The sequence below is a fragment of the Streptomyces sp. Edi4 genome (genome assembly GCF_040253615.1).
Lineage (GTDB): Bacteria > Actinomycetota > Actinomycetes > Streptomycetales > Streptomycetaceae > Streptomyces.
Genome location: NZ_JBEJGY010000004.1, coordinates 7,214,939 through 7,236,334 on the forward strand (window position 1 = coordinate 7,214,939; position 21,396 = coordinate 7,236,334).

Genomic DNA, 21,396 nt, shown 5'->3' on the forward strand with positions numbered 1-21,396 from the left:
CCGCGAAAGCGTCGCCGTTGAAGGTATAGCCGCCTTGGATCTCCTTAGCTCACGCCGTAGCACAACTTCCGCGCCTTGCTGAGGGCCTCGAGCGCCTTGGCTCCTATCCCGGCGATGGCTTCCTCGGACACGGGGAGCGCGCGCAGGGCCCTCCAAGCGTCAGTGAAGCCGATGCCGGTCCGGGCCGATGCGTCCACTGTGGTGACGGCACGCGCGATCGGTCCCAGCAGACCTTCGACTGGGACATACGTGGCGAGGCTCCAGGCACAGGCGGTCTTGCTGCCGTGCCAACAGTCCATCAGGTCTGCTGCGAAGAAGGAGAACAGGATTGCTCCGGGCGCATCGCCGAAGAGGCTTTGCCACCCCGCACGGACGATGTCCTTGCCAGAGAAGTGGTGCGACCACCCGTCGATTTTAATGTCCTTCAGCGTTGCTCGCTGGAGGAACTGCCATGCCGACTTCGGGCAGCCGTTAAATGTGGCCTGGGCTTGGGCGTCAGTGCACAGGTAGAAGTCAGCCTGGTATGTGACGACCAGGTCGTACACCGCATCGCAGCCCAGGATTGCGGCATCCGGCATGCCCGGGCATTTGCCGATTTGCTTCGAGCTGACAATTTCGACGGTCGACTCATCCGGAACGGCGAACACGCCAGGAATGCCGGTGCCGGATCCTCCAGATGCCTCCTTGTTGGCCTTCTCCTGTTCAGCCTGGTCGGCGGCTGTCTGCGCGTCCTGAGCGAGTTTGTCGGCGTCCTTGGCAGCTTGTTCGGCTTCGGTTGCCGCGGTGTTGGCGCGGTCGGCTGCGGCTCGGGCGTCCTTGGCGTCCTGGGTGGCCTGGTCTGCTGCCGCGTGTGCGGCGGTGGCGTCGAGGGCTGCCTGGTCGGCCGCGGTACGGGCGTCCTTGGCGTAGCTCTCTGCTGTGCCGGCTGCGGTGTTGGCGGCTGCCGCGTCGTCGGCGGCCTGGCGGTCGTACTCGATGGCTCGGGACAGTGAATCGGCTGCCTTGGACGCGGCATTGGCTGCGTCGGACGCGTAACCGAGTGCTTCGGTGGCGTAGCCGCGGGCGTCGGATGCGTAGCGGGCCGCGTTGGCCGCGTGCTGGTACGCCTCCTTGGTGTCCGCCTGAGCCCGTTCCGCAAGTGCTTGGGCGGTGGCTGCTTCTTCCTGGGCGTTCTTGGCGTGGGCTTCGGCGACGGCTTTCTGCTGTTCGGCGATGGTCTTTGAGCCTTGGCCGGCCAGGACGACCAGGCCGGCTGCTGAGTCGGTGGTGATGTACGGCGAGCCGAGCTCGATCGCGTCGTTGGCCGGCTTCGCTACCTGCACGGCGGCGTTGCTGGCGTCCTCTGCTGCTTGTGCGGTGATGTGTGCGTAGCCGGCCGATTTTGCCGCCGCTTCGAAGGCTTTGGGGACTTCCTTGCTGGCCGCGTCTGCCTCGGTCTTGGCGGTCTTCGCCTTCTCCTCCGCCTCGTCGGCGAGTTTGACCGCGGTGTTGGCTTCGGCGGCGGCGTGCTGGGATGCCGCGATCGCGTCGGCTTCGGCGCTGGTCGCTGTGGAGACTGCGGCGTCCGCCTTCACCTTCGCGGCCTGGGCTCCGTCGGCGTCGGAGCGGGCTCGCTTGGCGGCAGCCTCAGCCCGGGTGGCCGCGGCATCCGCTTCCGCAGCAGCGGTGGAGGCGGCGTCGGCTTCACCACGCGCGCGGCTTGCGGCGGCTTCAGCCTCATCCGCGTGCTTGGCCGCCTCGTCAGCTGCCGCTCTCGATGCCTTGGCGGCGTCGTCGGACTCGGCGGCCTGAGCATAGGCGTCCAGTGCGTCAGCCTTGGCGCGCGCTGCGTCAGCCTTCTGCTGGGCGTCCCAAGCGTCGTCGCGCTTGGTTTTTGCATTGTTCCGTGCTGTGACCGCGGCGTTCTTCTTGTCTACCGCGGTTGCTTCGGAGACTTCGGCCTTGTCCTTGGCGGTTTTGGCATTGCCCGCCTCGGTCTGCGCGTTCTGCTTGTGCTGGGCGGCCTCGGCCTGCTGAGCCTGGGCATTTTCCTTCTCCGCCTTTGCCGTGGCCGACTCGGCCTCCGCCGCCAGGCGCTTGGCATGCGCGTCAGCGGTCGCCGGGGCCGGGTGGTTCCAACGAGTCAGGGCATGTACACACCAGGGCGTACCTGTGATGCGGCTGTGAAACGGAATGAGCTGCCCAGAGACCCCGTGCGCTGGGACTGTCTCGTGAAGTGGCGTGATCTCACCGCCCACGAGGGACGACTGGCGGCCGGACAGTCTCCCTGGCCTCGAGTCGCACGGCACCGAAGACGAGGCCGGCGCGGAGTTCGGGGATGACGACTCTGAGCTGCGAACGGTTGAACGCGGTGTCGTCGAGGGATCGACGTATCCGAGCACGGGTAGTTTCGGCTCACCGCCCGTCTATGCAGGTCAGCGATGCACGCACGTGGCGTCGACCGCGCCTGCGCCCGACCGGTCAGCGGCTTCGCGCACCGGAAGACGTGTCCGCCCACGCCCAGGCCGAAGGTGCCGAACTGAGGCTGGATGCCGCTGAGATCCAGGCCCGCTGCCCGGCAGTGGGCCACCGGGGCGGCTGGCGTTTGTGTCAGGCCAGAAGAAGCAGCCCGGCGTCTCCATCCGTCTGGTCGCCACAGGTGGCCCGGCCGCGCGCAGACCAGGTTGCTGAGACGAGACGTGGATAGAGGGGGCTGGGCCGTGACGCTCATTTGACGCTCGTGACAACTTCATACAGAGAGACAAGCTGCAAAAATGGCTCTGACCTGGGCCTTTTCTCGGCCGATTCAGGCCGAGATCTTTCCGATGACGCGCACGTCCATGACCCGTCCGGCGCCTACGTCGGCGAGATCCTCGTATGGACGGACCGGGGAGCCACGCTCGCGGCCTTGGAGTTCGCCTGGGTCACCGACGAGATGCCCACGTCTCTCCCGACCGTCATGCACGGCCGGCTCAGCTGGCCGTCCTGACGGCTCCACCCGCTCTCAGCCCCTATGCCCCGCAGGGGACGAAATCGCCACGTGAGACACCGTCTTAGCTCCGTAGCTGTGCGCGAAATCTATCGGCGTCGTCTCTCAGGTAGGGAGAAAGCTCATTACCAAGCATGTCGAGCACATTTTTGATGGCTTCAGCGAGCTCTGGCGTTTCGAGCCACGCGCTGGAGTTGCGCGTGAGCACCGCGGTCAGCAAATCATCGTCGAACCAGCCGCCGGCGGCCCCTTCTGCCGCCTCGCCCTGAAGGATCTCCACGCCTACGGGAAGCAGCCACGGCAGTCCGACATCCTGTGTGATGAGCCTGGCCAATTGTTCCACCGTCAAGTTGCTGATCGGGCTCTTCCGTAGAGCGTGCACCGCTAGTACAAGAGTCGTGGCATCGCTGGGCGGATTGGGCCACCGAACCCCTTCGAGGTCCTCGATGGAGCGGCTTCGATCGAAAGACAGGTTCATGAGCGGCTCTTCTTGAAGTGCTGTAGTGACAGTCCGGGGATGGTGAGGTTCCTTGCGGACTCTATCGGTGGCCGATGGAGGCGAGGAATCCGTTGAGGCGGTCGAGCAGCCGAACCGTTTCCTTGCGTTTGCTCACCAGGACGTCGATGCCACGCGAGGTGAGTGTGTCCGGAGGGTTCTGGATCTCGGAGTCGAGGACTCTACGGACTTTGTCCAGGCCGTTGCGAGCCTGTGTGAGGTCCGCGATGTGGTCGAAGGGGGTGCCGTCCGCCTTCCTTGCGACCACCTCACCGTTCGCCTCGCGGCGTGCGGCGTTGTAGTGATTGTGGTTCGGCTGCGAGTTGATCTCGCCGACAGGGTCCTGCTTGATGTTCTCGAGTTTCTCGAGTGCGCGCTGTGCGCCGGTGCTCAGCCCCAGCTCGCAGGGGTTGAGCCCCAAAGGGTCCCCCCACGTGAGTGGGTTATGGACGTAGGTGGAGGGGTTGGGTGCAGGGGTCAGGCCAAGAGGATCCAGGCTGAGGTAACGGGCGGTCTCAGGGTCGTAGTAGCGAAAATAGTTGTAGTGGTTTCCGGTCTCAGCGTCGAAATACTGCCCGGCGAAGCGAAGCGGGCAATCCACTGCGGAGTCACTGTCCGTCGGGGCGGAGAGGCGGTTTCCCCAGAGTGTGGTCCGTTGTTGCCATGGCACTCGGCCATCCTTGGTGACAAGTTCTGTCGGGCTTCCGGCGGTGTCCGTGATGACGGCGTGGAATTGTGGGGCCTGGTGGTCTTCGCCGCTGTCATGCGCGAGTTGAGCCAGGAAGGATGTGCCGGGAACACGGCGTTGGTGGGTGATCTGCGTGAGTGGAACGTGCGTCCCTGGGGCGTAGTCCCAGGATGTGGCCCGACCGTCTGAGGCGAGTTGTTCGCAGAGACGCGAATCGTCCCAGACGAAATCTGTGCGATCGGCTTCCGATCCATCGTCCGCGACTCGGTATTTCGCGATGCGACGGCCACATGGGTCGTACGCGTAGTGCCACTGCTCGCCTGTCGGCGTCGTCAGTCCGGTCAGCCTGTCCTGGGCGTTCCATGTGTACGCCCAGGTCAGACTCCGCCCATTGAGGAGCTTGCGAATCCTGCGGGCCATACGGCCTTGGGCGTCGTATTCGTACCGTGTTCGTCCCGCACGGCGGATCAGTGTTCCCTCGAGCATCCGCTCTTCGGAGTCCTCGGCGTGCTTGGCGTGCGGGGCTGCGGTCTGGGTGAGGTTTCCCGCGGTGTCGTATGCGTAGGTCTCGGACCAGCCGTGGGCGCGAACACGTGTCACCCGGCCAATTGGGTCGAGGTCGAACGTCCGAGTGCCAGTGGTGAGGTCGCGGACTTCGGTGAGGTATCCGTCGGCCCGGTATGTGTAGCTGCGGTGTTGTAGGAGTCGGCCACTCTCTGAGTTGCCTGATGCCGCCAGGGTTTGCAGGGTGAGGCGGTCGGTGTTGTCCCAGACCTGGGCAAGAACGATGTCAGCGCCGACGCGACGTTCCGTTTCGCGCCCCGAAGCGTCGTACGTGAACCGCAACTGACCGTGATCCGTGCGCAGTTCAACAGGCTGACCTGCCGCGTCATAGATCCAATGTGTGCTCGACCCCGACGGCGTGACGCGCCTCGTACGGCGACCGAGCTCGTCGTAGGCGTACGTGACGGTGTGATCGTTGACGGACTCTGTCAGAACTCGGCCCAGGTCGTCGTAGGCAATGGCAAGCAGCGCATCAGAGCTCACGGCGTGGGTCAGGCCGCCGTCCGGTCCGTATGCGTAGGTCGTGGCACGGCCCGCATCATCGACCTGTTCGGTGACGCGCCCCCGCGCATCGCGAGCGAAACGCGAGGTTTCTCCCGCTCCGTTCGTACGTGAACGCAGAGCGCCCGAAGCGTCATGATCGTAGCGGAGGGTCCGGCCATTGAAGTCCCTCTCCGCGGTGAGCCGTCCGGCCGGGTCGTAGGTGTACGACCAGGTCAGTCCTTGCGGATTGGTGACACGCGTGAGGCGTAGCTCCGTGTCGTGGGTGAAGGAGTATGTCGCACCGTCAGGGTCGGTGCGGGTGGCGGGTACGTCGAACGCGCCGGATGTGTGGCGGACGACTTCACCTGCTTGGTTGGTATGTGACTGGAGGTTCCCCTCGCCGTCCCAAGACCACAACTCCATGCTTCCGTCGGGATGTTGGACGTGCTGCGGCTTTCCCTCGACGGACCAGGACAGGCGAGTGCTGTGGCCGAGCGGATCGATGATCTTTGCGATCCGCCCGAACGAATCCCTGTGCACGATCGTCGTGCGCCCCAACTCATCCGTGATGGACAGGGGGAGTCCGGCCGGGTTCACCCTCATGCCGCGAGTGTGGCCCAGGGCGTCCGTGACGGTCACCGGGTGACCTGAAGCGTCATACGAGTGCCTGGTCTCGGCACCGAGGGGATCGGTGGTGATGAGGAGGTTGCCGTGCTCGTCATAGGTGTGCAGCCAGCGAGCCCCTCCGGGCTCGATGACCTCGACCGGCAGGCCCAGTTCGTTGTAGGACGCCTGCACTGTTGCGTCGTCGGGCAGGGTGACCCGCGTGAGATGTCCGGCATCATCGTAGGTATAGCGAGTGGTGCGGCCGAGTGGATCAGTAACAGCGAGTGGCTTCGTGCCGCGTTCGTCCCATTCGGTAAGGGTGATGTTGCCGAGCTGGTCGGTCTCTTCTACCACCAGCCCCTGGGAGTTGTGCCGGTGGACGGTGGAGTGCCCGAGGGAGTCGGTATATGTGGTTGTGCATGTGAAGTCGTCGTAGGCAAGGCTTCCAGAAAGGATTCCGTCGACGCCCTCGGTGTGTGTGACGCGCCCTTGGCCGTCATAGGTGTAGGAAAACCAAGTGCCGTTCCGGTCGGTCCACTTGGTCATCCGGCCGGCGTCGTCGTAGGTGAAAGTGAGCGGTCGACCACTGGAGTTGGTGACTTCGCTCAGGTTGCCCGCCGCGTCGTAGCCGTAGCGTATGGCGACGGTGCCGCCCTCACGACTGGCATCAGAGGTGTAGGCGTCGGGCATCTGGTCGAGCAGGCGCAGGGCGGTGATGCGGGGGCCTTCGGTGTCGACGGCGACGTAGTAGCCGCCCGAGTGGCGCAGGCCCGTAGGGATGCCGTCGGTGGTGCGTTCGACGTCGATGCGCATGCCGTTGCGGTCGGACCAGGCGTCTACCGGGAGATGGAAGGTGCCGAAGGAACCGGACGGGAAGGGAGTGGTGAAGGTGCGGGTGATGCCGGTGTCCGGATCGGTGACGGTCATGACGCCGTCCGGCTTGCCGTCCCATTCGAGAGGCCAGCGCGGGCCGGTCACCGGCAGGGTGGGCACGCCCGGTTTGGGGACGGGGTAGACCAGGCGCATGCCGTCGGCAGCGGCGAACACTACGCCCTCGCCATCGATCTGGACGCATTCGTCCAGCGTCGATATCCAGGTGGGTCCGAAACAGACGCCGCCCCGGTAGGAGGACAGGTGAGTGCGCTGGAAAATGAGCGGCAGGGAGGCGGGCAGGGTGAGGTCGGTGGCCGTCATCAGCATCGCGCCCGTGGCCACATCGATCGGCTCGCCCACACAGGGGATGCGCTCGCCATTGCGTGCCGCCGGGCCCAGATCGACCAGGTCGGGGCGTAGCGAAGGCACGCGCATCAGCTGATCCGCCATGGACGCGCTCGCCCCGGCCCGCAGCACGCCGCTGCCCGCGCCGAGCGCGCCACCGTAGAGCATGCCGTCCTCGGCGGCCCGGTTGACCTCGTCCAGGTTGAAGCCGTGCTGGAAACCCGCCGCCATGTTCAAGGGCTGGGCCACCGCGGCGTCGATGGTCACGTTCTCGACGCCTGCGAAGGCGGCCGTGATCACGGTCTCCGCGACGATCTCGGCCACCGTGGCGGACACCGCGACACCGAGCGTGGCGCCGAGTTCGATGACGGCATCCGCAGCCACCGTGGCCGCTCCGGAGGCGATGCCGGCGGTGAGGATGGCGGCGGTGACGCCGGCGGCGATCACGACCGCGTCGATGGCGATGTGTTCCCACAGCTTGTGAATCGCGTCGTCGATGGCATCGGCGAACTTGTCCAGAAACTTGGCCATTGCCCGGGCCGAGACAGCCAGATCGCCCAGCCAGCCGGCGTCCTTGTCTTTGGCGTACCGGGACCAGAACGTGTCGAACGCCTCGATCGATTCGCCCTTGTTGTGGTGGATGAGCGAGCGCGCCGTCGTGTTCGTCGGACCGCGTACGTCGTCGACCGAGTCGGCGAATGTCCGCCAGGCCGATGCCGCGGTGCGCAGTGTCCCGGAGTTGGCGTCGGGCCACCACAGGCCCATCTTCAGGAGGATGTGCTTGGCTGTGTCCTCGACGCTCAACGTTCCCCCGCACTGTCGCCGCTGCCCTGGTGGGGAACTTTCACCTTGGTGAACATGCCCTCGATCAGTTTGTCGTCGTCGACATGGCCGTCGGACAGGTCGACCAACGCCTCATGGATGCTCGTGAGACCCAGGACAAGGATGCCTGTCGCGCTCTCGATCTTCTTCTGCACCGGCGCGTAGACGTCCTCGAACTCCTTGCCCTGCTTGTCCTCACCCCAGGGCTTGCCCAGACCGTCCAGCGTCGAGATCAGCGTGGTCAACGCCTTGCCCAGATTCTTGGCCTGCTCCTGGAACACCGGCGCGGCGCTCTTGATGTCCGCGGTCCTGATCTGCAGCACCATCTCGGGGACCTTGCCGCCACCGCTGCCCTCGCCCACGCAAACCCTCCCCGTCGCACGCACATGCGACAGCGACCCTAGAGCCTCGACCCCAATGGAGGGTCAAGTCGATGCCATGCGTTGGCAATCTGGACAGCCGCAAGGCGTTGTATCGGTGCGATCGCATCCGCTGGGAACTGCGTGCAAAGCCAAGCGTGTCGACTACGAGTGCCCGCAGGTGTAGGCGAGTTGGAGAAGGCATCTACCCACTAGGTGTGCTGGGCATGGCGGCCCCTCGGCCCCGAGTAGAGACATGAGCCGTGACGCTCATTTGACGCTCGCGGCGCCCGAGGGAAGGGAGATGGGGCGGAAGGGAGCTCTGACCTGCAGTTTTCCAGACGCTGTTCAAGTCGACACCTTTTCGATGACGCACCGTGTCCAGGTGCAGGCCCGCCTCCCGGGCGATCCGGGCGTTGGAGTGTCCCCACGCCGCTTGCAGCACCACCTGCGCCCGGATCCGGGGCTGGTGAGGGGTCTTGTGACCGAAGGCCGCCTTCTTCAGGTGCTGCCTTTGCGAGGCGGTCAGGGATATCGGGCAGGCAGCGGCAATGGGCAAGGCAGGCAAGCCGATCAGCAGAAGTGGATCTTCCCTGCGGGAGTTTGCAGCGCCCCCGTCACGACGACCGGGCGGGATGGACGCATGCTCACCGTGCCGGAGTCGACCAAATCCCTCCCTCGCCCAGAAGCTGACCGCCCGCGCCTGCGCCTCCTGGCCCCAGCTTGCGGGTCTGGACGTCCGTCACCTCGGCAGTTCGCCTATGTCGACGGCGAACTGGCTGACGGACAGAGCGGCGGTCTCCGCCAGGGACTGCAGCCTGTGCACGACCCGGACGCTCCCGAGGAAACCGACGACGGGAGTTCGGATGGGTGTGAGGGGGTCATGAGGCCGGCGTGGCCAAGTAGTCGCCGTGCTCCAGGTCATGGAGAAGTGTCGGATGGGTGGGAGACCAGCCGAGCAGATCCTGTGTGTGAGCACTGGAGACGGGCGCGTCGAAGCCGTAGACCCTGGCCATGAACGGGCTGACGTAGTGCCTGGCAGCCTCGTCGGGGGTCAGCGAGACCGCGGGCAGGTCCAGGCCCCGGGCGATGGTCTGCGCGATGCTCTTCATGGTGACGCCGCTTTCGGCTACTCCGTGCAGCACACTGCCCGCAGGAGCCTTCTCCAGGGCCAGGCGGAACAGGACCGCGGCGTCGATCCGGTGCACTGCGGGCCACCGGTTGGTGCCGTCGCCGACGTAGGCCGAGACGCCGGTCTTTCGCGCGGTGGCGATGAGCATGGGGATGAAGCCGTGGTCTTCAGGGCCGTGGACGGTAGGAGCGAGGCGGACCACGCTCGCGCGTACTCCCCGGGCGGCGAAGCCCAGACAGGCTCGCTCGCCCGCGATACGGAAGGCGGCGATCCCGGCCGCGTCGGGTTCGTCCTTCTCGGTGGTCTCCCGGCCGGCGGGCATGACCAGCGTGCCCGAAGTGATGACGAGCGGTTTGCCCGAGTGTTCCAACGGCTGGCCGAGAGTCTCGATCGCGGTCCGGTCGCGCCTCATCATGTCGTCGAGGTCGGAGAAGTCGCCGCCGTAGGCCATGTGCAGGACACCGTCAGCGGCCTCGGCGCCGCGGCGCAGGCTGTCGTGGTCGTCCAGGGAACCGCGGTGTGGTGTGGCGCCCAGCGACTCCAGCCGGGTGGCTGCGGCATCCGAGCGCGCCAGACCAGTGACGTTGTGGCCGGCCGCGACGAGCTCGGCGACGACGGCGGGGCCGGTCTGGCCAGAACCACCAGTGACAAAGATATGCACGAAACGCTTCCTCTGCGGGTGTGTCCACCGGGCCGCTGAACGGTTCCGGTGTGGGTGAGGCGGGAGTGGCCTTCGAGGACGGGAGCGCAGCCACGTGTCGCATGCGCCCTGCCAGCGCCTGCGAGGCGGAACGGAGACCTTGATCGCCTCGACGGCGTTCGGACCGAAAGGTCGGGGTCGCTGCCACCAGCGACGAAAACCTCCCACTTAATGTCGGCTACTGGCGCTAAGTAGTGCCAGTGACTGACATTAGGTAGCGTCAGTCACTGACGTCAAGTAGTGCCAGCCGCTGGCGTATGCGGTATCTTCGAGGGGTGCCACGAAGCGGAGCAGAAGCGCGCCGCCGCCTTCAACAGGCGGCTCTGGAGCTGTACCGGGAGCGCGGGTTCGATCAGACCACTACGGCTGAGATCGCCGCCCGGGCAGGCGTCAACGAGCGCACGTTCTTCCGGCACTTCCCGGACAAGCGCGAGGTGCTCTTCGGCGGCGAGGCCGACCTGCGCGCCGCGCTGACGCAGGAGGTCGCTGACGCCCCCGATGGCCTGCAGCCACTCGGCATTCTGCTGTGCGCCTTCCGGAAAGCCGGACGAATCCTTGAGGACAACCGCCCGTTTGCCGAGCCACGGCTGGCGGTCATCGCCAAGACGCCAGCCCTGCGAGAACGTGACTTGGCCAAGGCCGCAGCCCTCACCGAAGCCCTAGCGGAGGCGCTACGCCAGCGCGATGTCCCCGGCCGGCTGGCCAGCCTGGCCGCACATACCGGCTGGGCCACCTTCCACCACGCCGTCCAAGCCTGGATCGACGACCCCTCACAGGGCTTGGACACACATCTCCTTGAAGCCTTCGACGATCTGCACGCCCTCTCTGCGACCGTCCCACCGGAGCAGACGCGGCCTGAAAGCTGATACCGCTCCGCCCGCGACCACCTATCGCCGCGAAGCAAGCGGGTTCCAAGACCCTCGACGAAAGTGGAAGCCGAGCCCACCATCACCTGAGGCTTCGCCCTCTACCTCGCCAGCAGCGACAGGTACGAAGACACCATCCTGCCCACGGGCAGGAATCCCTGGGCTGCGCCTACAGCCGCTACCTCGCCATGCCTGAATCTGACCAATCGCTCCTCGCGACAACGGCTCCGGAGTCAACCCGCGCAGGACTTCCGGAGCCGACCACTTTAGCTCGGTCCTCTTTGGCGCCAACCCCTGTTCGGGATGTAGAGCAGGGTGGTTGGGGCGTGGCGTCGTGATGACATCTTGCTGCGCGAGAAGGGCCTGCCCAAGGGATCCGATAGGCCGTCAAGGGGGCTTTCACAGGGCCTTATGGAGAGGGACGTTGGATTTTGCGCCGCCCACAAGGACATTGCGTGGCACGCTCAGGCGAGAGCTCGCTGGATCAATGTCTCGTCCCGTAGGCAAAACCAGACTCAAGGCCGCCCGCCTGGCTGCCGGATACAACTCCCAGCAAACCTCAGCCGATGCCATTACAGAGGCGGGGTGCAAGTTTGCATCAGAAGGCTGGCTGTCGGCGTCCGCCAGATTCGACGTTGGCGGGGAATCCGCAATGGGCCGGCGCAGCACCTTCGTCACCGCAATCACCCTGGGTCCAACCAGCTCGCGATCAGCATGCCGCGGCTGCTCGACGTGGATGGTCGGACTTTGATGCCGTGGAGGGCGCTCCCGTCATCGACGTAATGCCCTATTTCAAGCAGATGGGGCCACGTGGCCAAGTCCGGCAGGCCACCTGGGCCGAGCAAATGCTGGCCCCGTGCTATTGGGCGGATGCTGGAGAACGCCCCGAATCCGATGTGACCCCGGAGGGTCGCTCCCGTACAGACCCCTTGTGCTGCTCCGCGGCGCGACTAGGTCTTTCCCTCCAGCCCTGTGACTTCTTCGTTCCAATTCGTCCTGCGCAACTGGTGGAGAGCCGTCCTTTAGAAGCCATCTCATTTGGGTGACTCGGTATTCTGTGAGTCATGGTGGGGATCGTTGAGCGGCTGGCGCCGGAAGAGTTGTGGGAGTTGTTCCAGCGGGTGGTGCCGGAGGCGCCGTCTCGGCCGCAGGGCGGTGGTCGGCGTCGGCACGGCGACCGGGAAGTGCTGGCCGCGATCGTCTTCGTGGCTACGTCGGGTTGTACCTGGCAGCAGCTGCCTTCGGCGTCGTTCGGCCCGTCCGGAGCGACCGCCCACCGGCGGTTCTCGGAGTGGTCGAAGGCCAGAGTGTGGGCCAAGCTCCACCGCCTGGTCCTCGACGAACTCGGCGCCCGCGGCGAGTTGGACTGGTCGAGGTGCGCGATCGACTCGGTGAACATGCGGGCCCTGAAAAGGGGGACCTGACAGGTCCGAATCCTGTCGACCGGGGCAAGTACGGCTCGAAGATCCACCTGATCACCGAACGGTCCGGTCTGCCCATATCCGTCGGCATCTCCGGGGCCAACCTGCATGACAGCCAAGCCCTGATCCCGCTCGTGAAGGGCATCCCGCCGATCCGCTCGCGCCGCGGCCCGCGACGGCGCAAGCCCGGCAAACTCCACGCCGACAAGGGATATGACTACGCCCACCTGCGGCAATGGTTACGCGAACGCGGCATCACCCACCGCATCGCCCGCAAGGGAGTCGAGTCCTCACAGAGGCTGGGCCGCCATCGCTGGACCGTGGAGCGGACCATGGCCTGGCTCGCCGGCTGCCGCCGCCTCCACCGACGCTACGAACGCAAGGCCGACCACTTCCTAGCCTTCACCAGCCTCGCCTGCACCCTCATCTGCTACCGCCGACTCGCCAAATGAGATGACTTCTTAAGAAGCCATCTCATTTGGGTGACTCGGTATTCTGTGAGTCATGGTGGGGATCGTTGAGCGGCTGGTGCCGGACGAGTTGTGGGAGTTGTTCCAGCGGGTGGTGCCGGAGGCGCCGTCGCGGCCGCAGGGCGGTGGTCGGCGTCGGCACGGCGACCGGGAAGTGCTGGCCGCGATCGTCTTCGTGGCTACGTCGGGTTGTACCTGGCAGCAGCTGACTTCGGCGTCGTTCGGCCCGTCCGGAGCGACCGCCCACCGGCGGTTCTCGGAGTGGTCGAAGGCCAGAGTGTGGGCCAAGCTCCACCGCCTGGTCCTCGACGAACTCGGCGCCCGCGGCGAGTTGGACTGGTCGAGGTGCGCGATCGACTCGGTGAACATGCGGGCCCTGAAAAGGGGGACCTGACAGGTCCGAATCCTGTCGACCGGGGCAAGTACGGCTCGAAGATCCACCTGATCACCGAACGGTCCGGTCTGCCCATATCCGTCGGCATCTCCGGGGCCAACCTGCATGACAGCCAAGCCCTGATCCCGCTCGTGAAGGGCATCCCGCCGATCCGCTCGCGCCGCGGCCCGCGACGGCGCAAGCCCGGCAAACTCCACGCCGACAAGGGATATGACTACGCCCACCTGCGGCAATGGTTACGCGAACGCGGCATCACCCACCGCATCGCCCGCAAGGGAGTCGAGTCCTCACAGAGGCTGGGCCGCCATCGCTGGACCGTGGAGCGGACCATGGCCTGGCTCGCCGGCTGCCGCCGCCTCCACCGACGCTACGAACGCAAGGCCGACCACTTCCTAGCCTTCACCAGCCTCGCCTGCACCCTCATCTGCTACCGCCGACTCGCCAAATGAGATGGCTTCTAAGGGGACGGCCTCGCCATCGAGACCGTCGGGGACTCGGTCACATCCTCACCGGCGTCGACATTCGCCCGACCTGCCGCAGCTCCCACTGCGGCCCGTGGCGCCGAACCCGCCCACGCTGGCAGCTGCGGCACCGTCGCTGAACGCGACGGAGGCTGATTCGAGGGCCTCCCCTCTCATGCGTGCGGCCGCCGCGAAGCTGATGACGGCTTCCTGAAGGCGCCCTGCACGCCGTGCCGCCAGCCGCTCCCCTTGCGCGGGTCGCGCTGTTGTGGGTGCGGGGTTAGCGGCCGACCCGTCCCGCCACTCCGAGGCACGAGCCCCGTTGTCAGTGAGCCGAAACAGTAACGGCCCGAATTGTCACCGGTGTTGTTCGAAGAGGCCCTTTGGCGCACTCGGCGCAGCCGTAAGGGCTCGAAGCCAGTGTGTCGAGTCCCAGCGCGCACCCGGAAGCAGACGGCTCCGCAGCCGGAGTATGCCTGCGGGCCATCGTGTCGTGGCGCCTGACGCGACTGCTGGGTGCGAGCGCGCAATATAGACGACGATCCCCGGTTAACCAAACCGTGTTTCCTCATGACCATGGGGGGAGGTGGTGAGAACGCTTGTGCCTAGAGCGAGTACACCGCTATTCGGTCGAGCGGCGCTTCTTAGAACGATTGGAGATCATGGTGGCCGAGCGATTCATGGGGGTCCGAGAGACGGCACAGTCTATAAACATGTCACCCTCATGGCTCTATAGGAATGGCCCCCGGGTGGGCTTGCTTGCATATCGATTCGGCGTCGGTCGAAATGCGAAGCTCCATTTCAAGCAGTCTGACGTTGAGGCATGGATCAAGCAGCGCAAAGAGGTGGGGGAATCCTGGTAGGTAGCTGTCTCGTTGCATCAATTGACTGACGAATTCTGCATTTTCATGGATGGGAATTAAGAGTTTTGGCAGCGAAACTTGCACGAGGCATGGGGAGCCTCTTCAAGAATTGCGGGCATTCGGCTCAGCAGTGGTCCAGGTGCTCACATCGATACACGATTAGGTATCGCGCCGCTCACGGGAGGCAAGTTCAGGAGTCAGGGTACGCAACACAAGAGCTTGCCATTACACCTCCGACAAACGCACGATCGCTGCTGTGTCGGTGCCGAAGCCGGACTCGACGCGTTGCTTACCAGCTGCATCGCGGAACTGGATCTTGTACGTGTGCGGGCACTTGGGCCACTTGCTCTTCGGGTGGTCACAGTCCTTGAAGAAGGTGCCCATGCCATGGGCGAGGGGTTTGGCGGCCATGGTGCTGCTGACTCCCGGGTCCGATGCTGACGGTTTGCTGACAGCTGACGGACCAGGGCACGTCTGACCTGCAAAGAGCAGCGATGCGTCTGGTATGTGGTGGAACTTCGTCGGCCGCACCAACGACGAGATCCAGCAGGCCCGTTCGGAGTGGATGAATGGTGATCGCTTCGGCGAGGTGAAGGGCTACGACGGCCCTCCGATCCCGGCCCCCGAGCTGCCGGCGGTACCGCTGAAACCCCGGGGTCGTGTGCGCTGAGCTGCGGGGACGTTGGGACAGCTGCCCGCGTGATTGAGGTGGGCGGGTTCAGCAATCCCAATGCTTACCCAGTGCTGACTTTCTGACGGGGCGTCATGTCGACAGGAGGGGATGGCGACGCAGATCAGAAGCGCGCGGTTGGGGCCGCCGGTGAAAGAGCGGGAACCGCATTGCCAACCTCGGGCGCCTATGGAGTCCGGGTCAGGGCGCCTGCGCGCTGCACGAGCGGATGCCGTCACGCCTGCGCAGAGCATTTGTGGGAATCGAACAATCACCAGGCCAGTGCTCGGCCGGGTCGGAGGGGCGCTGCCGCAGCATCGACTGGGGAAAGGCAAGGGCTCATAAGCCGCCACTCAGGACGGCCGCTTCGGTGAGCCGGTCGCAAAGGCCACCTGACCTGAGGTTGTCGATGCGCATTATGCGCGGTGCGGTGCCCCCCGGGACTCGCCGTTCTGCGGCAGGCGCAGGGCGTCGGAGAGAGCCACAGGCCGAACGCACAGTCCCATGCCATACAGCGAACGGCCCGTCGCTCGCGCGTGAGACCCTTGACCCTCCACGGTGCGGGAGATCGGACCTGTGAAACTCCGTCGTCCATACTGAGGCAGACGTCGCATCCGATATGCTCCCGCCTGCACTGCACCGGGGGAGATGGCGGGACGTGCGGGAGTCGGCAATGTAGGGGAGTGTCGGGGTGGAGAGTTCAGGGAAGGCGGATGCGTCGCCGACGGAGCGTGCCCCGTCCCCGGTTGCTCTGTGCGTGCATCCGCTGACGGACCGGCCGGGCTGGCAGGTGGCGGGTGAGGTCAATCTGCTGACCCGCCCCGCCTGGGAGCGGACGCTGCACCACCTTGCCCTGAGCGATGAAGAGGCGTGCCACTTGCAACTTTCCGCGGTCACCTTCGTCGACGTCGCCGGCGCTTCGGCACTGGCGGTGACCGCCCAGGGGCTTCCACAGGGGCGACGTATCGTGCTCGAAGAGCCTCCCAATACCCTGCGGCGCGTGCTGGACTTGTTCTGGCCGGACCTGTGCACCGTCGAGGTGATGGAGCGATGACGACAGTCACCACCGAACCGTTCGTTCACCCCGCTCTGTTCTACCGAGGGCAGGATGAGTACCTGCACGGCACGGTGCCGTTCGTCCGCGACGGCCTGAAGGCCGGGGAACCGGTGGCGGTGGCCGTGCCCGGGCCGAACCTGGCCATCCTCAAGGCGGCTCTGGGCGAGGACGCTGCACACGTGCGTTTCCTCGACATGACCGAAGCGGGGCGCAACCCCGGACGCATCATCCCCAAAGTGCTGCGCGCCTTCGCGGACGCCCACCGCCATACGCGGGTGCGGATCATCGGCGAGCCGATCTGGGCCGGTCGCAGCAGCGTGGAGTACCCGGCCTGCGTCCAGCACGAGGCGCTGATCAACCCCGCGTTCCAGGGCCGGGACGTGACCATCCTGTGCCCCTACGACGCCGAACGCCTCGACGAACAGGCACTCGCCGACGCCTACGCGACCCACCCCCTCGTCATCTCCGGCGGCGAGGAGCGGCTGAGCACCGCCTACGCCCCCGAGCATGTGGTCGCGCGTTACAACCAGCCCCTGGAGCAGCCGGGGGCGGCCGAGGAACTCGCCTTCCACGCCGGCCTGTTGCCAGACGTCCGGCACTTCGCAGTGGATCAGGCCGCGCGGTTCGGCCTCTCCGGCACCCGCCTGGAGGACGTGGCTCTGATCGTGGCCGAGCTGACCACCAACAGTGTGCGGCACGGAGGAGGTTCCGGCAGCCTGCGGATGTGGACCGACGGTGGCCAGGTGGTGTGTGAGGTGCAGGACAGCGGGCACCTGGACGATCCGCTGGTCGGCCGTCGCCCGCCCGCCCGGGACCAACTGGGCGGCCGGGGCCTGCTGATGGTGCACTACCTCGCCGACCTCGTGCGCATCCACACGGGCCCCGAGGGTACGGCCATCCGCTGCTACATCAACCGTTGTTGATCCCGCCTCGGGCCTGCCGGCCACCCCGCACAAGAGCGGTTCGCGCACCGCGTGCCGGGAGCTGAGAACCCGCGAGCGCGAGCTGCCCGGCCGTTGCGGTGGCCGTCGGCGATACGTGGGAGGCAGGAGCACCGGTCCGCTCCCGATGTGGCCCGAACCGGGGTCCAGTCGAAGTGGGCCGGGGTCGCCAGAGCCTGGTTCAGCCGAGGCCGAACCAGCCCAGGACGGTCTGGACCAGGAGGATGGTGGACATGCCGCCGACACCGACGACCACTACGGTGGCGGCGATCCGGTACCGGGGGGAATTGGCCGCGTCGCCGAGCAGGCTGCGGCGGTTGGTGAGAATGAGCAGGTAGACCAGCACGATGGGGCTGATCAGCCCTTGCAGGACCTGGGTGCCGATCAGCAACTGGATGACGTCGACCGGGGTCATCGCGACGGCCGCGCCGAGCACGATCTGCGCGGTGAACAGGCCGAGGAACAGGGGTGCGTCGCGGAAGCTGCGGGAGACCGAACGTTCCACCCCGGCGGCCTCGCCGATCGCGTAGCTGGCCGACAGCGGCACGACGGCGCCGGCGAGCGCGGAGGCGCCGACCAGACCGAAGGCGAAGAGCAGTTCGGCGTCCTGTCCGGCGACCGGCTTGAGCGCGGAGGCGGCCTGGGCGGCGGACTCCAGCGGACCGGTGCCACCGATGGCGGCGGCCGTGGCGATGATGATGGTCAGACTGATCACGCAGGCGAATACCGCGCCGAAGATCGCGTCGGCCCTGATGAGGCGGTAGTCCCCGGGCTTGGTGCCGCGGTCGACGACGCCGGCTGCGGCGTAGAACTGCATGTAGGGGCTGACAGTGGTGCCGATGAGGGCGACGCCGAGCAGGATGAACGCCTTGCTGGGCTCGAAGTGCGGGATGACCAGATGGGATCCGACCTGGCCCCACTGCGGGTGGCCGAGAATCATGGCGATGGGGTAGGCGAAGAACACCAACGACATCAGCAGGAAGATCCGCTCGGCGTAGCGGTAGGAGCCGAACAGTACCAAGGACCACAGCAGCAGTGCCGCAGGCGGGATCACAGCCCATTTGGGGGCGCCGAGGAGTTCGAAGGCGGCGCCGATCCCGGCGAACTCGGAGACCACCAGGCCGGTGTTGGCCAGCAGTAGGCAGCCCAGCGCCAGCGCCGTCAGACGCAGGCTGAACTGCTCGCGGATCAGTGCGCCCAGACCCTTGCCGGTGTACGCGCCCAGGCGTACGGCCATCTCCTGGACCATCACCAGGGCGACGGTGACCAGGACCATGAAGAACAGGGTGCCGTAGGTGTACTGGGAGCCGGCGCTGGCGTAGGTGGCGATGCCGGCGGCGTCGTTGCCGGCGTTCGCGGCGACAAGGCCGGGGCCGGCGACCGTCGCCACGAGCGCCAGGCGCTGCCATCGGCCGCGCAGCCCCCGTGGCCGCGTCGTCGGGGCCGTGCCCACGGCGACGGTGTCCGGGGCCGTCGGTGTGGTGGCGGTGGTGGGATCGAGGTCGCGGGTCACTGCAGGAACCTCCGAAAGTGCAGGCGCCCGCGCTCGGGCAGCAAAGCGTCCAGTACATCGTCGGCCAGGATCCGCCCGAGCGGCCGGCCCAAGTCGTCGATCACGAGCAGGGAGGAGAAGCGGGCGGCCACCAGCAGTTCGGCGGCCTGGTTGATGCGGGTGTCGGGGCGGACGGTCACCGGTGGACCGAACTGGGCGAGCCAGTCGGTCAGGTCGCCCACTGCGGTGGTGTCCTCGGCGACCGCCAGGTCGAACAGGGCAATGTCGGCGACCAGACGTCCGTCGGTGTCCACCACGGCGACGGCGTCGATCTCGGTGCGGTGCTCGGCCTGCCCGGCCAGTTCCGCGCGCACGTGCCCGACGGTCTGCTCGCGTCGGGCGATGACCACCGTGGTGGTCATCGCGCCTCCGGCCGTGCCCTCCCGGTGGGCCAGCAGCCCGCGCAGTCCGGCGGCGTCGTCGTGCGGCATCCGGGCCAGCAACCGTTCGCGTTCGTCGGCGTGCAGGTCGCGCAGGGCGTCGACGGCCTCGTCCGGCTCCATCTCCTCCACCAGACGCGCGGCGTGCTCAGGCGGCGCCTCGCGCAGCAGATTCTCAAGCTCGGCCGGTTCCATCTCCTCCAGCGCGTCAGCCGCCTGGGCGGGGTCCAGCCAGCCCAGCAACTGCTGGCGCTCGCTGCGGCCGAGATCTTCCAGGACATCGGCGAGGTCAGCGGGCCGCAACCGGTGCAGCGCGGACCTCGAGGCCCGCAGCCGGACCTCGGCCGGACCGTCGGTTGCGTGCTCGGCGAATGGCGCGACGGCCTGCCAGTCCAGCACCCGCTCCGGAGTCGGGCGGGCCCGCCAACGGCGGGGGCCCAGGCGACGCAGGAGGGTGGGCAGGGAAACGTCCACCCCGACCAGCACGACCCGGCCGACCAGCGGCGCGAGGTAGAGGTCGGCGGCGCGGGTGACCTGGACGCCGTCGACGTCGACGAGTTGGTGGTCCAGCACGTCCCGGGCGAGCAACACCTCGCCGGGGCGGCGTTCGTACTCGCGCAGGTCCACCCGGGCGGTGGACAACGACACCCCCGCTGTGTGGATCTTCGCGACCGCGTTCGCGGTGAGGAACGCTTGGCGGCGACCGACCCGGACGACCAGACCGGCGACCGGAGGGTAGGGGTCGGCGCCGTAGAGACGGGCGACCACGTCCACGACGCGGCCGACCTCTTCGTCGGCCTGGTTGGTGACTGGGCAACCGATCAGACCAGCCAGCGACACCAGCGAGGCCCGCACAGCCTTGGTAGCGGTCGCGCGGCGTTCCAGATGAACCCTGCGGCCTCGCAGACGGTCAGATGCGGTCATGAACAGAGTGTTGGCGGACAAGATGAACACCCCCTTGCCCCGAGCAGGCGGGGCACGGGCGGCCGACGGCAGCACCTGCTTCCCCGGCCCGGCAACCCGCGGACGCCGGGCCGCGGCGCCGCACCCGGAGTACGGCCGGGCAGGCGTCAGGGACGGCGACCGGCAAGGGCCGGACGACAGTCAGGGAAGAAGCGGCTGCCCCGGACCGCGGAAGGACGGCGAGGACAACACGGGAAGGGGCCGACTATGGCCCGGACTACTGTCCATCTCGCCTCCTTGCGGCCGGGGACACCCCCGCGGGGCGTCGCAGCGACTCGGCAAAGAGCGGACCGGGCGCATTCCCGGCTCACCCCAACTCGTCAGAGCTTTGGCACTCCACGGCGTAATCCCCGCGCGGGGGAAGCCACTTGGGGTCACCCCTTAGGTCGGGGAGACCTGTCCTGATCCGGAGCGTCTCTCGACGGGTGGGATCAGTGGCCTGTGTCCGTGAAGACGCCTCACCGAACGAGGTGCCTATGACAACGGGCGAATACTACGCCTGCTCTCAGCCACCTGGCCAACCCGGTTTCGCTGGCTCGGCGTGAAAACGTCGATCAGTCGTCCAGAAGCACTCGGTCCGAGACCATCGAGTCCGAAGTTTGCGTCAGCCGCGACTTGGCGAAGAGCGCCAGTCGGCTCGTGCGTGACAAACTTGGACGCCCGGGGCGGCTTGCGGCGCGGAGCGGTGTCTAGGACCGGAACTGCCCTGGCTGGGGTTGGCGTCACCACCGCGTACAGGCAACCGAGATATTCGTCGCCGGGATGAGCGACGCGGTGGTCGTACGCGATGCGATGCCGGTCCCGGCTGGCTGGAGGACTGCGGCCGTCAAGCGGAAAGGTATTGCCACCGGCGGGTGTTGGACGCGGTGCGCTACCTGGGCGCGGGTGCATCACCCGGCAAGCGATGCCCTGCGGACCGGCCCGCGTGGGACCGCGTTTGCCCCTCTTCTTCCGGCGCCGGCGGAACAAGGGTCTTGCCGCCGAGTTCCACGGCCGGCTCCACGAGGCCGCGGGCAACGCCCCGGAACCGACGGCGGCCGTCATCGGTGCACAGTCGGTGAGGGCCGCATCGGTGCCGGCCGTGATTAGGGGATGTCGACGGCGGGAGTCAGGTGAACGGCCGCAAGCGGCACATGCTGGTGGACACCCTCTAACTCCTGCTCGCCGTCTCCACCTTCGCCGGGACCACCTCCACCCCGGCTGCCGCCGCGAGTTGCCGACATTCCATCGCCGGCCACTACGTTCTACAGCCCGTACGGGAAGCTTGCACGCTTACCTCCGGACCGTATGGCACCACTTTCACCCCAAACAGCTCCCACACC

12 protein-coding genes, 2 pseudogenes and 1 riboswitch are annotated in these 21,396 nt (G+C 66.8%); of the genes and pseudogenes, 6 read left to right on the forward strand and 8 right to left on the reverse strand.

All coding sequences use genetic code 11. From position 1 onward, the window contains the following. Positions 1-71: 71 nt before the first annotated feature. The 5 genes and pseudogenes from ABR738_RS34485 to ABR738_RS34510 all read right to left on the reverse strand — a co-directional run. Positions 72-2,099: pseudogene (locus ABR738_RS34485) on the reverse strand (virulence factor); the annotation flags it as partial. Positions 2,100-3,032: 933 nt separating this feature from the next. Continuing rightward, positions 3,033-3,446 (reverse strand): contact-dependent growth inhibition system immunity protein, encoded by a 414-nt coding sequence (locus ABR738_RS34495; protein ID WP_350233892.1) that lies wholly within the window; start codon positions 3,444-3,446, stop codon positions 3,033-3,035. 61 nt (positions 3,447-3,507) lie between these two features. Next, positions 3,508-7,827 (reverse strand): polymorphic toxin type 28 domain-containing protein, encoded by a 4,320-nt coding sequence (locus ABR738_RS34500; protein ID WP_350233893.1) that lies wholly within the window; start codon positions 7,825-7,827, stop codon positions 3,508-3,510. Then, positions 7,824-8,207 (reverse strand): hypothetical protein, encoded by a 384-nt coding sequence (locus tag ABR738_RS34505; protein WP_350233894.1) that lies wholly within the window; start codon positions 8,205-8,207, stop codon positions 7,824-7,826. The genes ABR738_RS34500 and ABR738_RS34505 overlap by 4 nt, the downstream gene beginning before the upstream one ends. Positions 8,208-9,085: 878 nt before the next feature. Further along, positions 9,086-9,997 carry an SDR family oxidoreductase gene (locus ABR738_RS34510; RefSeq protein WP_350233895.1) on the reverse strand — a complete coding sequence of 304 codons (912 nt, stop codon included), beginning with the start codon at positions 9,995-9,997 and terminating at the stop codon, positions 9,086-9,088. Between the two features lie 314 nt (positions 9,998-10,311). Here ABR738_RS34510 and ABR738_RS34515 point away from each other — a divergent pair, with 314 nt between their 5' ends. The 3 genes from ABR738_RS34515 to ABR738_RS34530 all read left to right on the forward strand — a co-directional run bounded on the left by ABR738_RS34515 (position 10,312) and on the right by ABR738_RS34530 (position 13,636). Beyond that, positions 10,312-10,902 (forward strand): TetR/AcrR family transcriptional regulator, encoded by a 591-nt coding sequence (locus ABR738_RS34515; protein ID WP_350233896.1) that lies wholly within the window; start codon positions 10,312-10,314, stop codon positions 10,900-10,902. A gap of 1,064 nt (positions 10,903-11,966) precedes the next feature. Continuing rightward, positions 11,967-12,775, forward strand: a protein-coding gene (locus ABR738_RS34525) for an IS5 family transposase (RefSeq protein ID WP_502964191.1) whose coding sequence is annotated in 2 segments (ribosomal slippage) — positions 11,967-12,315 and positions 12,315-12,775 — 810 coding nt in all. Because the reading frame shifts where the segments join, the coding sequence is not laid out codon by codon here. Positions 12,776-12,827: 52 nt separating this feature from the next. After that, positions 12,828-13,636, forward strand: a protein-coding gene (locus ABR738_RS34530; RefSeq protein ID WP_502964114.1) for an IS5 family transposase whose coding sequence is annotated in 2 segments (ribosomal slippage) — positions 12,828-13,176 and positions 13,176-13,636 — 810 coding nt in all. Because the reading frame shifts where the segments join, the coding sequence is not laid out codon by codon here. A gap of 1,100 nt (positions 13,637-14,736) precedes the next feature. Here ABR738_RS34530 and ABR738_RS34535 read toward each other — a convergent pair. Next, entirely contained in the window at positions 14,737-14,922 is a 186-nt protein-coding gene (locus ABR738_RS34535) for a hypothetical protein (protein WP_350233899.1), read from the reverse strand. A gap of 94 nt (positions 14,923-15,016) precedes the next feature. Between ABR738_RS34535 and ABR738_RS34540 the strand changes: the two are divergent. The 3 genes and pseudogenes from ABR738_RS34540 to ABR738_RS34550 form a co-directional block, all read left to right on the forward strand. Then, positions 15,017-15,181: pseudogene (locus tag ABR738_RS34540) on the forward strand (pirin family protein); the annotation flags it as partial. A gap of 757 nt (positions 15,182-15,938) precedes the next feature. Beyond that, entirely contained in the window at positions 15,939-16,235 is a 297-nt protein-coding gene (locus tag ABR738_RS34545; RefSeq protein ID WP_350233900.1) for an STAS domain-containing protein, read from the forward strand. Continuing rightward, the gene (locus ABR738_RS34550) at positions 16,232-17,161 is read left to right on the forward strand and encodes an anti-sigma factor RsbA family regulatory protein (RefSeq protein WP_350233901.1); all 930 of its coding nucleotides are present in this window, start codon (positions 16,232-16,234) and stop codon (positions 17,159-17,161) included. The genes ABR738_RS34545 and ABR738_RS34550 overlap by 4 nt, the downstream gene beginning before the upstream one ends. Before the next feature lie 199 nt (positions 17,162-17,360). On the opposite strand, the gene ABR738_RS34555 is transcribed toward ABR738_RS34550, so the two are convergent. Both ABR738_RS34555 and ABR738_RS34560 read right to left on the reverse strand, forming a co-directional pair. Further along, on the reverse strand, positions 17,361-18,692 hold the full coding sequence (locus ABR738_RS34555) for an NRAMP family divalent metal transporter (RefSeq protein WP_350233902.1): 1,332 nt from the start codon (positions 18,690-18,692) through the stop codon (positions 17,361-17,363). Beyond that, positions 18,689-20,035 (reverse strand): magnesium transporter MgtE N-terminal domain-containing protein, encoded by a 1,347-nt coding sequence (locus ABR738_RS34560; protein WP_350233903.1) that lies wholly within the window; start codon positions 20,033-20,035, stop codon positions 18,689-18,691. Before ABR738_RS34560 ends, ABR738_RS34555 begins: the two co-directional genes overlap by 4 nt. A 343-nt stretch (positions 20,036-20,378) precedes the next feature. Continuing rightward, positions 20,379-20,551: riboswitch (M-box (ykoK) riboswitch) on the reverse strand. Positions 20,552-21,396: the final 845 nt, after the last annotated feature.